General features: G+C 59.2%; 11 protein-coding genes. All 11 read right to left on the reverse strand.

Annotation, left to right across the window (positions count from 1 at the left end; genetic code table 11):
* Positions 1-4: 4 nt before the first annotated feature.
* The 11 genes from EV281_RS23335 to EV281_RS23385 all read right to left on the reverse strand — a co-directional run bounded on the left by EV281_RS23335 (position 5) and on the right by EV281_RS23385 (position 11,747).
* Entirely contained in the window at positions 5-715 is a 711-nt protein-coding gene (locus tag EV281_RS23335) for a GntR family transcriptional regulator (RefSeq protein WP_132656844.1), read from the reverse strand.
* Between the two features lie 596 nt (positions 716-1,311).
* Positions 1,312-2,091: an ectoine/hydroxyectoine ABC transporter ATP-binding protein EhuA gene (gene ehuA, locus EV281_RS23340; RefSeq protein ID WP_132656639.1), complete on the reverse strand. Its 780-nt coding sequence runs from the start codon at positions 2,089-2,091 to the stop codon at positions 1,312-1,314.
* Positions 2,088-2,777, reverse strand: a complete 690-nt coding sequence (gene ehuD / locus EV281_RS23345) for an ectoine/hydroxyectoine ABC transporter permease subunit EhuD (protein WP_132656640.1) — start codon at positions 2,775-2,777, stop codon at positions 2,088-2,090. Before ehuD ends, ehuA begins: the two co-directional genes overlap by 4 nt.
* Before the next feature lie 10 nt (positions 2,778-2,787).
* Positions 2,788-3,453, reverse strand: coding sequence for an ectoine/hydroxyectoine ABC transporter permease subunit EhuC (gene ehuC / locus EV281_RS23350; RefSeq protein ID WP_132656641.1), 666 nt, complete (start codon positions 3,451-3,453; stop codon positions 2,788-2,790).
* A 60-nt stretch (positions 3,454-3,513) separates the two neighbouring features.
* The gene (gene ehuB / locus EV281_RS23355; protein WP_132656642.1) at positions 3,514-4,365 is read right to left on the reverse strand and encodes an ectoine/hydroxyectoine ABC transporter substrate-binding protein EhuB; all 852 of its coding nucleotides are present in this window, start codon (positions 4,363-4,365) and stop codon (positions 3,514-3,516) included.
* A gap of 59 nt (positions 4,366-4,424) precedes the next feature.
* Positions 4,425-5,438: a N(2)-acetyl-L-2,4-diaminobutanoate deacetylase DoeB gene (gene doeB, locus EV281_RS23360; protein WP_132656643.1), complete on the reverse strand. Its 1,014-nt coding sequence runs from the start codon at positions 5,436-5,438 to the stop codon at positions 4,425-4,427.
* A 5-nt stretch (positions 5,439-5,443) separates the two neighbouring features.
* Positions 5,444-6,622 carry an ectoine hydrolase DoeA gene (gene doeA, locus EV281_RS23365; protein WP_132656644.1) on the reverse strand — a complete coding sequence of 393 codons (1,179 nt, stop codon included), beginning with the start codon at positions 6,620-6,622 and terminating at the stop codon, positions 5,444-5,446.
* Positions 6,619-7,632, reverse strand: coding sequence for an ectoine utilization protein EutC (gene eutC / locus EV281_RS23370; protein ID WP_132656645.1), 1,014 nt, complete (start codon positions 7,630-7,632; stop codon positions 6,619-6,621). Before eutC ends, doeA begins: the two co-directional genes overlap by 4 nt.
* Entirely contained in the window at positions 7,629-8,648 is a 1,020-nt protein-coding gene (gene eutB / locus EV281_RS23375) for a hydroxyectoine utilization dehydratase EutB (protein WP_132656646.1), read from the reverse strand. Before eutB ends, eutC begins: the two co-directional genes overlap by 4 nt.
* Before the next feature lie 67 nt (positions 8,649-8,715).
* Positions 8,716-10,164, reverse strand: coding sequence for a PLP-dependent aminotransferase family protein (locus EV281_RS23380; RefSeq protein ID WP_132656647.1), 1,449 nt, complete (start codon positions 10,162-10,164; stop codon positions 8,716-8,718).
* 179 nt (positions 10,165-10,343) lie between these two features.
* Positions 10,344-11,747: an aspartate aminotransferase family protein gene (locus EV281_RS23385; protein ID WP_132656648.1), complete on the reverse strand. Its 1,404-nt coding sequence runs from the start codon at positions 11,745-11,747 to the stop codon at positions 10,344-10,346.
* Between the last annotated feature and the right edge of the window lie 10 nt (positions 11,748-11,757).

Genomic DNA, 11,757 nt, shown 5'->3' on the forward strand with positions numbered 1-11,757 from the left:
TGCCTTATGCAGTGCGGCCATTATCTATTTTCTCCCGCTTGGTCGATGAGGAGAGCAAACCTCTGTCGAGCGCGTGCTCGACGCCACCTTGGATATGGCGCTGCAGGATCTGCTTAGCGGCACTGCTGTCACGCCGCAGGGCCGCTTCGAGCAACTGCTTATGCTCCAGTTCGGCAACACCGCCGCGGTAGGAGAGCGCCACCATCTGATAGCGTAAATACTTGTCAAAAATGGCCGAATGCGTCTCCATTAAGAGCCGCGAGCCGCAAGCGGCAATCAGGGCCTGGTGGAACTCCCAGTCGTAACGTTTCCAGTCTTCGGCCTGGCTGGTGTCGCCCGAGGCCATTACCTTTTCCATACGCGCCAGCTTGTAATGGGCCGAGACGAGCTGCGCTTCCCAATCAACGTCGCCCTGTTCGAAGGATTGCTCCAGAGCGTGCTCTTCGAGCAGCAGGCGAAGTGCGGCAATCTCCTTGAGGTCGGCAACCGAAACCCCGGCCACCTCGAATCCACGCTGGCCTTCGGCAAGCACAAGGCCCTCCGAGCTTAGCCGATTAAGGATCTCGCGGAGCGTGCTGACGCTGGTGCCATAAGCTCCTTTCAGATTTTCCAATTTAAGCTTCTGTCCGGGCGTCAGCCGCCCGAAGATGATATCGGCGCGGATTTGCCGATAGCTGCTCTCCGCGACGGTTTCGCTCACAGCCTTCTGCAGCAAGGTGATCTCCGACATTTTTCATTTTATCATACATATATCGTCAGCGCGTAGGGGATGCAACGCGGCGCGATGGACACAAAAAATAGTCCATTGGCTTATAGCTATAGTTCCCGGAACGAAATCTCTGACTGGCTGCCCGGCACTTGCTTACCCATCTTTATCGCGATCGCCAGACACTCGGCGGCGCTGGGCTGCTGAGCGCGCATTGACGCAATATTTGTCGTCACAGGAAGGGGCGGTTCTGTTTATCTGGGCCGGATGTGAGCGCGACGATTTCCCCGCCATTTGGCGATTGGCGCGCGAGAAGCTCAAACTGCCGCGCGACATGCATAGCGTAACGGCCTGTTGGCGAAAGCGATAAAATCAGCGCTCTCTTTGAAATTCGATATCAACCAGATCCGAATATGTTTTCACTAGTGCGGGGCCTGAGATTCGTATTCGATCAAGTCCGTGATATGGCTCGTCGACAGGGTACCTCGAAGCACAATCAGATGCCTAAAGAATCCAAACGGTGTTCGCTGTTTGAATCTCATCAAGGCGTGTCGTCGCCTTGTTGTCAGGCTGCCGCTTCCATCTCTGGCTGCTGGATTTTCTGGTTATCCAAGGACCGATGACAGAAATTCACGCGTCCTCTCCGCTTCCGGCGCGCCGAATATCTGTTCCGGAGCACCCTGTTCACAGATGCGGCCCTTGTCGAAGAAGCAGACGCGATCCGAGACTTCGCGGGCAAAACGCATCTCATGGGTGACGAGCAGCATCGTCAGGTCATGTTCATGGGCCAGCCCGCGGATAACGGAAAGCACTTCGCCCACCAGCTGGGGATCCAGGGCCGACGTAGGTTCATCGAAAAGCAGAACACGCGGACGCATCGCGAGCGCACGGGCAATTGCCACACGCTGCTGCTGGCCGCCGGAAAGCTGCACCGGATAGTGATCCTTCTTGTCTGCCAGTCCGACCATCTGCAGCAGTTCAATCGCTCGCGCTTCCGCTTCCGCCCTCGGCATCCCCAGCACCCGTACCGGCGCTTCGACAACGTTGCGAAGCACCGTCATGTGAGGAAAAAGATTGAAGCTCTGGAAGACCATGCCGACATGATTGCGGATTTGGCGCAGGTGTTTTTCCGATGCCTGGAACGGGCCTCTGCCGTCCGGCTGGTGATAGGAAGTGCCGGCGATTGTCAACTTGCCTTCCTGAAACGGTTCGAGTGTCATGAGAATGCGCAGAACCGTTGATTTGCCGGAGCCAGACGGGCCGATAAGCGTGACCTTCTCGCCCTTCGCAACGCTAAAATTGAAGTGATCAAGCACTGTCAGGATGCCGAAGCGCTTGGTGACATCGGAAAACTCGATGATGGGCTGGACGTTGTCGTTGGTCATCGCAAGGGTATTCCTGCTTTTGGAAGCGCTTTCTGCAAGCGGTGGAGGCCTGCCGAGCAGATCAGCGTCAGCAGAAGGAAAATCAGGCCGACAAGCGTCAGCGGCACGAGGTATTCGAAGGTGCGTTCGCCGATCATGTTGGCTAGCCCCATCATCTCCAGAACAGTGACCACAGAGAGCACCGGCGTTTCCTTGATCATGGCCACGAGGTAATTCCCCATCGCCGGCACAATGCGCGGGATGGCCTGAGGAATGATCACGTCACGATAGGTTTGCATGCGGGTCAGATTGAGCGCCGTTGCTGCTTCCCATTGGCCGCGATGAATAGCTTCGATGCCGCCGCGATAGACCTCGGACGTATAAGCTGCATATTGAAGACCGAGGGCCAGTGCACCGGTGAGAAAGGCGGGTAGCACGATCCCGAAATCTGGCAGCACGTAATAGAGGAAGAACAACTGTACCAGAAGCGGCGTATCGCGCAGGAACTCGACAACGAAGGCGGCTGTCCAGGAGATCGCCACAATACGGCTGCGGCGCAGCAGCGCGAACACCAGGCCAAGCACGAGCGCGATCCCAAAGCCAGCAGCTGCCGCCTTTAGCGTGACCGTCAAACCAATCAGTATGATCGGCAAGATCGAGGTCGTGTAAGTAACCCAGGTTGTTGTGTCCCATTCGTAACCATACATCGAACTGTCCTCACGAATGACCGCCGCGGGGGAAGACGTCGCCGCGTCGTACGAAGTGCTCGATCACGCGAACGGCCACCATCAGGACAAGCGACATGGCGAAGTAGCACACGAGCGTGACCGAATAGATGCTTGCGCTATCCAACGTGATGTTGCGGATGGATTGAGCCGCGAAGGTAAGATCGGCAATCGAGATCAACGACACCAGTGAGGACAGCTTCAGCGTTTCGATGGCGAGGTTGCCGAAGGCCGGCATCATTTCGACGACTGCCTGCGGCAGCGAAATGCGAAAGAGGGTCTGGATACGGTTGAAGTTCAATGCGCGGGCAGCTTCCAGCTGCTGCACGGAGACCGACAGGAGGGCTCCGCGGACGATTTCGGCGCCATAGCCGCCGACATGAGCGGCCAATACCAGGATGCCGGTGGTGATCGGATCGAAACTCAGGCCGACCAGCGGCAGCGCGTAATAGAACCAGAACAGCTGAACGAACAGCGAAGTCCCGCGAAATACTTCCGTATAACACAGCGCGACGGCCGACAGGATCGGTCCTCCCTCGACGCGCAGGATGCCGAAGACGAAGGCGAGCACCGCGCCGCAGACAATCGCTGCCAGAGTGATCGTCATCGTCACGATAGCGCCTTGCCAAAGCATCGGCAGATAGGCTGTCCAGCTCATCTGGCAATCTCTCCGAATGAAAGCAGGTGACGCCCAGTCCGGGACTGGGCGCCCTTATCGTTACTTTCCGGCGCAGAGATCGGCGACGTTCTTCTGAGCTGCTGCCGCGATGCTCTGTTCGGACAGACCATACTTCATGAGGATCTTCTTGTAGTCTTCCGTCTTTCGGAACGCGACGAGCGCGGTGTTGAACGCGTCGCGCAATTCCTTGTCTTCTGGACGGAAGGCAAAGCCGCCATAGTTGCGGACCGGCGCGCCCTTGACGATCGGGTCCTTGAATGGCGCGACCTGCTCGACATCTTTCTGATCCTTGGCGAGCGCGGAGACCGTCAACTCGGTGGCCGCGTAGGCATCGACGCGGCTCTGTACTGTCGGGATCGCATCAGCATTCGCCGGAATGAAGACGATCTGCTCGTCCTTGACGCCGACGGCACGCAGGAAGTCGACGTTGTTTGCACCCGAAACCACCGCGACTTTCAAGGACGGGTCTTTTGCAATGTCGGCATAGGTTGTCAGGCCCTTGGGATTGCCCTTCTTGACCAGAAGCCCCTCACCGTAGGACGAGTTGGGTTCGGTAAAGGCGACCTGCTTGCAACGTTCGGGGGATATGTTCTGCTCTGCTGCAGCAAAGTCGAAGCGACGCGCCTTAAGACCGGGGATGAGCGTGCCGAAAGGTGTCACCGTCCAGTTAATTTCCTCGATGCCCATGGATTTCAGAACGGCATTGGCAACGTCGGGGCCGATACCCGCAGAGGTGCCGTCTGGCTGCATATAGGAATAGGGTACCTCGTTGGCCGTCGCGGCGCGGATGAATCCTTGCTTCTTGGCTTCTTCGACGGTCAGTGCACTGGCCGACGTGACGCCGATGCCGAGCGCAAGTGCGGAGAGGCAGATGGTTTTTGAGATGCGCATTCGAATTCTCCTCTGGTTAAGTTTGTGGTCCGTTTTCGGATCTCACGGCGTTCGTCTGGTCAGGTTTTCTCCGTGATCGTTGCGATAACGGAAAGGCAGTCGCCGGCCTTGATCAGGCCGGGCACGTGGCGTGCCGCAAGCACGCCATCCATGGCGGCGCGGTATTCGATTGGCGCAACACCGGTCTTGCCGACGGAATACACGCGGGCGACGATTTCGTTCCTTTTGACCGGCTCGCCCAGATCGCGGGCAAAGGCGATGAGCCCGTCGTCCTCAGCAAAGGCGAAGCAATCGCTCGATGGCATATCCAACCAGCGGGTTGGCTTGGCGTCTGGCGCGCCCTTCAGGATTCCAGCGTGACGCAGGAGGTTGAGGCTGCCCTTTCGCGCGATCTCGATCGATTTTGCGGTGGCAGTGCCAGCACCGCCGAGCTCAGTGGTGACGAAGACCTTGCCCATTTCCTCGACCGTGGTATCCAGCATGCCAACAGCGTCGATCTCCAGCATCTTCATCGAGTAGGGCGCAGCAAACGCCGCGACGGCGTCAAAGCAGCGCGCCTCCTGATCCTTGTCCGGCAGTTCGTGTGCCGCCGCATAGGGCAGAAAATCGAGCGTCTTGCCGCCCGAATGGAAGTCGAGGACGATATCGGCGAGCGGTATCAGGTGGCGGGTGACATAATCCGCGATCTTTTCCGTCACCGAACCGTCCGGGCGACCTGGAAAGCTGCGATTCAGGTTTCCGCGGTCGATCGGAGAGGTGCGCGTGCCCGCACGAAAGGCCGGATAGTTGAGCGCCGGGACAATAATGATGCGCCCGCTTACCTGCGACGGATCCAGCGTCTGTGCCAGTTCGAAGAGAGCCGCCGGGCCTTCGTACTCGTCGCCATGGTTGGCGCCAGTCAAAAGAGCGGTTGGGCCTTCGCCATTGGCGATGATACAGATCGGAATCATCACCGAACCCCAGGCGCTATCATCACGGCTATAAGGCAGTCTCAGATGCCCGTGCTGAATGCCCTTCGCATCGAAATCGACGGAAGGGGTGATCGGCGAAGGGCGGGGCGTGCCGGTCAACATGGCACTCATCCCTTCACGAATAGCTGACGCGGTACGTTCGACAGGCATTCCACGCCTGTTTCGGTAATCGCGATGCTTTCGGTGATTTCCAGTCCCATATCCTCCAGCCAGAGACCCGTCATGAAATGGAAGGTCATGCCAGGCTTCAGCTCGGTGCGGTCGCCGGGACGCAGGCTCATCGTACGCTCGCCCCAATCCGGCGGATAGGAAAGACCGATCGGATAGCCGGTGCGGTTGTCCTTGATGATCCCGTATTTCTTCAGCACGTCGAAGAAGGCGTTGGCGATGTCCTCGCAGCTATTGCCGGGCCTTGCAGCGGCTAGGCCCGCTTCCATGCCCTCGAGTGTCGCCTTTTCCGCATCGAGAAAGGCTTGAGTCGGCTTGCCGAGAAAGACGGTGCGCGACAGTGGGCAGTGATAGCGCTTGTAGGCGCCGGCGATCTCGAAGAACGTCCCTTCGCCCAAACGCATCGGCTTGTCATCCCAGGTCAGATGCGGCGCGGAAGCGTCTGCGCCCGACGGCAGCAGCGGCACGATTGCCGGATAATCGCCGCCGAATTCCGATGTGCCGCGGATGCCGGCATCGTAGATCTCGGCGACGAGGTCGCATTTGCGCATCCCGGGCTCGACGACGTCGACAATGCGCTTGTGCATCAGTTCGACGATCTTGCCCGCCTTGCGCATATAGTCGAGTTCCGTCGTGCTCTTGACCGCGCGCTGCCAGTTGACCAGGCCCGCCGCATCCTTGAAGCGGGCATTGGGCAGATGCTTTTGCAGAGACGCGAAGGCGGCTGCCGAGAAATAATAGTTGTCCATCTCGACGCCGACCGTGAGGCTCGACCATTTGCGCTCATCGATGATCTGCGCCAGCAGATCCATAGGATGGCGCTCGGTCGACTGGACGTAGTGATCGGGGTAGCCGATGATATTGTCATGGTTCAAATAGGCGGTGCGTTTCGCGCCATTGGCATCCTGCTTGCGACCGTACCAGATCGGCTCGCCGCTCGGCGGCACCAGAACGCATTGATGCACATAGAAGGACCAGCCATCGTAGCCGGTGATCCAGTGCATGTTGGACGGATCGGTGACGATCAGGAGATCGATCCCGGCCTTTTCCATAGCATGACGGGTTTTGGAAAGGCGCGCGGCATATTCCTCGCGCGTAAAGTTCAGCGTCACGCTCACGCTGCATCTCCTATTTTGATGTCGTTTTCGATCGTCTGACCGCTTCCTGCGTCATTTGCGCGGGCAAGTGCCAGATTGGCGATGGCGGTGTCCTGCACACCGGTACCCGTGAGGTCGGCGAAGGTTATATCGTCTGCCCTCAGCCGGCCAATTGCCCTGCCGGCGATGACATCTCCGAGTTCGGCAAACTGCTGGTCCCGCGTGACTGCGCCGGAGTTGATGGCATGGTGCAGCTCGCCGAGAATGCGGGTCTGCGAGAGCCGATCTGCAACGTAGATAGTGCGATCAAAGACGGCCGGATCGATCTCGTTCTTGTGCTCAGCATCCGACCCCATCGCGGTCAGATGCTGTCCGGGCTCGAGCCATTCGGCCATCAGAATCGGCTTTTCTGCCGGCGTCGTCGTGACGACGATATCCGCGCCGTGGACCGCTTCACGCGGATCGGCGATGGCGGCGACCTCGATTGCGTGGTCGCGACCCAAATCTGAAGCAAGCGTCTTGGCCTTCGCGTGGTCACGCGCCCAGATCCGGGCCGATTTGATCGGCCGTACCAACATGAGAGCCTCAAGCTGCAGCCGCGCCTGCATGCCTGCTCCAAAGATCGTGGCAACGCTGGCGCCTTTGCAGGACAGGTGGCGCGCGGCGACTGCACCCGCCGCTGCCGTGCGCACATCCGTAAGATAGCCGTTGTCGAGAAGAAGGGCTTCGACCAGCCCGGTCTTCGCGCTCAGCAGGATCATCAGCCCGTTGAGGCTTGGCAGACCGATCTTGGGGTTGTCGAAGAATCCGGGGCTGACCTTGATTGCAAAACCGTCGAAGCCTGGCACGTAGGCCGTCTTGACGTCCACCTCGCCACGAAATTCCGGAATATCGAGGCGCAGGATCGGCGGCATGGCAACGGCTTTCGTCGCGAGCGCAGCAAAGGCCTGTTCGACACAATCGACCGCGGAGGCATCGAGTTTGACGATAGCGCGAAGGTCTTTTTCCATCAGAATGCTGATGCGGCTCATGTGGTGGCCTCCGCGACGATTCTTTGATGCAGGATCGGGTCAATGTTGCCGCCCGAGATGACGACGGCGGTGGGACCGGAAAGTTCGACTTTGCCAGCGAGGATAGCGGCAATGCCGACTGCACCGGCACCCTCGGCCGTTACGTGTTCCTGTCGCGCGGCATGGCGGATGCCTTCAGCAATCTGGTTTTCGGTGAGAAGGACGATGTCGTCGAGGAGATTGCGGCAAAGCGTGAAGGTCACATGGTTTGAAACACCTATGCCACCGCCCAGCGAATCCGCCAACGTTTCCTCCTCACGGACCGCAACTGGCTTGCCGGCAGCAATCGCCGCATGCATGGCTGCCCCACGCTCCATCGAAAGACCGATGACGCGAACCTCGGGCTTCAGGGCCTTGACGGCAACCGCAATGCCGCCAGCCAAGCCACCACCGGAAAGAGGCACGAGCACCGTCGTGAGGTCGGGCAGGTCCTCTACGATTTCGAGGCCGATCGTGCCTTGACCGGCAACAACGTTCGCATCGTCGAAAGGCGGGATCGGCGTGAGTCCACGGCTCTCGGTCAGGCGTTCTACTTCCGCTTGGGCGTCGTCCTGCGATCTGCCGACAATGCGGATTTCGGCTCCGAGCATGCGGATCGCCTCGACCTTGTTGGCCGGAACGAGCGATGACATGCAGATGGTGGCCGGGACGCCCAGCTCGCGTGCGGCATAAGCCACCGCGCGACCGTGATTGCCTGTCGAGGCGGTAACGAGACCACGCTTGCGCGCCGCGTCATCCAGCGAGAGGATAGCGTTCATTGCACCGCGCAGCTTGAAGGCGCCGATGGGCTGGCGTGTCTCGAGCTTGAGATAGACAGGCTGGCTGGTGCGTTCAGAAAGATTGCTGGAATAAACGAGAGGCGTGTGTGTCACTCGGCCGACGATGCGAGCGGCAGCCCGCTTGATATCTGCCAGCGTGACTGGCAGCACCCTTTCTTCGGTCGATCTGGACTGGATTTCGCTCTTCATGATTGTCATGTTGAGAGCGAACTAAAATCATGTCAATTATTATATTGTAATGATTCAATGATTGCCCTGGTAAGGCCTATCCGATGGCGCCGATGTCATAGACCGGTGGCAATTGCTCGAAGGCCTGCCGCACGATCGTCAGTGCCTTGGCCAGGCTTGCATGGTTCATGCGTCCGCCCAAACAGATACGAATGCCACCGCCATGGCCGGGGCCTGCAATGAAGGGTTCGGAGGGCGTGACCGCGACATTCAGGTTGGTTAGCGAACGGACCAGGCCATCCTCAGTCCAGTGCGGTGGAACCTTGAGCCAGGCGCAGAGCGAGAGCGGATGGCTGGAGGCGATATGGTCGCCGAGGATTTCACTGACGATGTTTTGGCGCGCTCGTGCTTCCTCACGCTGGATTTCGACCAGCCGCTGAGCCGTGCCACTCTCGACCCAGCGCGTGGCGATTTCGCCGGTCAGATAGGTGCCGCTCCAGCTCGACACACGCAGGATCGAGGCGGCGCGAATGGAATAGGCTGGTGGAACGACGAGATAGCCAACGCGCAATCCTGTCAGCACTGCCTTGGTGAAGCTCGTGACGAAGAAGCCGAGATCGGGCAGCATCTCAGTGAGCGACGGCAGGTCCTCCTCTATCATAGGGCGATAGACCTCATCCTCGATGACGAAGACGCCATATCGCGCCGCGATCGCGGCTATCTCGCTCCTGCGGGTCGCGCCCATGACATGACCCGTCGGATTGTTGAGGGTCGGGATAAGCACCAGTGCTCGGACGCCGCCTGCGGCACAAACGGCCTCCAGCGCATCGGGCAAAATGCCTTCATTGTCTGTCGGCAGGCCCTTCAGGCTGAAGCCAAGGACGTTCGAAAGTCCGATGATACCGTGATCGGTGAGATTCTCACACAGGACGACGTCTCCGGAGCGGATAACGCAGCTTAAAGCGAGAAAAATGGCATGAGCAGCACCGTTGGTGACGAGGATGCGCTCTATCCCGGCAGTAACGCCGAGCGTGCGCAACCAGATGCGCGCCGTCTCTCGATGGCGATCAAGGCCCGCGACCGGGCGGCACGGGCGCATGAAGCTTGCATTATCGCCATCGGCGAGCTCACGAAGGATCTCGCGCGATGCGGTCTCATGCGCATCGAGATAGACGCCGCGAATGATCGAAAGATCGAGCACCTCATTGGCACTATGATCAAGCATCATGCGCCCGGCCCGATCCGTCACGCGTGTTTTCACGAAAGTGCCGCGACCGATCTCACCGCTCAGATAGCCGAGCCGTTCGGCCTCCTTGTAGGAGAGGCTGACGGTCTGGACAGAAAGGCCGAGTTCGCGCGCCAGATCGCGATGCGTCGGCATGCGATCCATCGGTTTGAGCACGCCGGCCTCGATATCGGCGATAATGCGCTCGGTGAGAGCTGCATGCTTCGTTTCCCCCTTTTGCTTGGCAAGGCTCGGTCGCCAAGCCACCGGCTTCGTCGCCATCGTGGGATAAAGGTTCAGGGGATTGGCTTGACGTCGCATGAAATTGTCTCGTTTTTGAGGACGACCATTTCATGACATTATGCACGCTTCGTCTGAAAAGATGAAGCGTTATGCAGTTAGAGCCGTGATTGCTTCAGAATTAACCATCATCACAGCGATTTTGCTCGAAAAGCGGCGGTGTCGGGCGAGAGTTATCCCGCCCGGCGGACATGCCTGAATCAGATCTTCTCGCCGGCTTTGATCAATTCGTCCATGACGGAGCGGACGGCGGATTCGGCAATGGCAACGATCTCATCGACCTCCTCCTTCGTTGTGACGAGTGGTGGCGCAAAACCCAGGATATCGCCATGGGGCATGGCGCGGGCAATCAGCCCGCGGCTGCGCGCGGCCTTCGAGATTCGTGCACCGACAGTCATGGCGGGCGCAAAGCGCGTCTTCTTTTCCCGATCGGCCACAAATTCGATGGCGCCCATCAGGCCGACGCCTCTCACCTCTCCGACGATGGGAAGCTGAGCGAACTTGGCCTTCAGCTGCGCCTGGAAATAATTGCCGACCGTCCGCGCATTCCCCGGCAGATCCTCCTTCTCGACGATGTCGAGAACGGCGTTCGCCGCCGCAGCGCCAATCGGATGGCCGGAATAGGTATAGCCGTGGGAGAAAGAGCCGACGCGATCGGCCCCTTCTTCCATCACCTTGTAGACCTTTTCGCTAACGATTGCGCCCGACAGTGGAAAATAGGCCGAGGTCAGGCCCTTGGCGACGGTGATCAGGTCGGGTTCGATGCCGTAATGTTGCGATCCGAACATCGAACCGGTGCGTCCAAATCCCGTGATGACCTCGTCGGCGATCAGCAGGATATCGTATTTCTTGAGGATCTTTTGCACCTCTTCCCAATAGCCTTGCGGCGGCGGGGTGATGCCGCCGGTGCCGAGCACCGGCTCACCGATGAAGGCACCAATCGTGTCCGGGTCTTCACGCAGGATCAGGGCTTCGAGTTCCTCAGCCCGGCGCTTGGAAAATTCGAGTTCCGTTTCGCCGGCTTCCGCGCCCCAATAAAAATGCGGTGCGCCAGTGTGGATAATGCCCGCACGCGGCAGGTCCATATGGTCATGGTAAAAGCTCATTCCGGTCATGGAGCCGGAGACGACGCTGCAACCATGGTAGCCGCGTTCACGGGAGATGATCTTCTTCTTGTTCGGCTTGCCGCGCAGGTTGCTGTAATACCAGACGAGCTTGGCCTGCGTTTCGTTGGCGTCGGAGCCCGACATGCCGTAGAAGATCTTGCTCATCTTGCCGGGTGCCATTTTCACCAGCCGATCGGATAGGATCGCGAGCTCATCGGTCGTGTGGGCGGCATAGGTATGGTAGTAGGCGAGGCGGTAGGCTTGGCGCGAAATGGCCTCGGCGACCTCGGTGCGGCCGTAGCCGATATTGACGCAATAGAGGCCGGCGAAACCGTCGATCAGCTGCTTGCCGTGCGCATCCTGAATGCGGATGCCCTTGCCCGTTTCGACGATCGTCGGATCGCCCATCTTGCCGCTGGCAAAATCCTTGAGCTGGGTGAAGGGATGCAGGACCGAATTGCGGTCCATCTCGGCGATCTGATGAGGGTTGACGGTCATGGCGCGGATC

The sequence above is a fragment of the Rhizobium sp. BK418 genome (assembly GCF_004341105.1).
In the GTDB taxonomy this organism is placed as follows: domain Bacteria; phylum Pseudomonadota; class Alphaproteobacteria; order Rhizobiales; family Rhizobiaceae; genus Rhizobium.

Coding starts and splice junctions, on each gene's coding strand:
- EV281_RS23380 (WP_132656647.1), bottom strand. CDS start 10,164: ATGCGACGTCAAGCCAATCCCCTGAACCTTTATCCCACGATGGCGACG.
- ehuD (WP_132656640.1), bottom strand. CDS start 2,777: ATGTATGGTTACGAATGGGACACAACAACCTGGGTTACTTACACGACC.
- EV281_RS23385 (WP_132656648.1), bottom strand. CDS start 11,747: ATGACCGTCAACCCTCATCAGATCGCCGAGATGGACCGCAATTCGGTC.
- ehuB (WP_132656642.1), bottom strand. CDS start 4,365: ATGCGCATCTCAAAAACCATCTGCCTCTCCGCACTTGCGCTCGGCATC.
- eutC (WP_132656645.1), bottom strand. CDS start 7,632: ATGAGCCGCATCAGCATTCTGATGGAAAAAGACCTTCGCGCTATCGTC.
- eutB (WP_132656646.1), bottom strand. CDS start 8,648: ATGACAATCATGAAGAGCGAAATCCAGTCCAGATCGACCGAAGAAAGG.
- ehuA (WP_132656639.1), bottom strand. CDS start 2,091: ATGACCAACGACAACGTCCAGCCCATCATCGAGTTTTCCGATGTCACC.
- ehuC (WP_132656641.1), bottom strand. CDS start 3,453: ATGAGCTGGACAGCCTATCTGCCGATGCTTTGGCAAGGCGCTATCGTG.
- doeB (WP_132656643.1), bottom strand. CDS start 5,438: ATGTTGACCGGCACGCCCCGCCCTTCGCCGATCACCCCTTCCGTCGAT.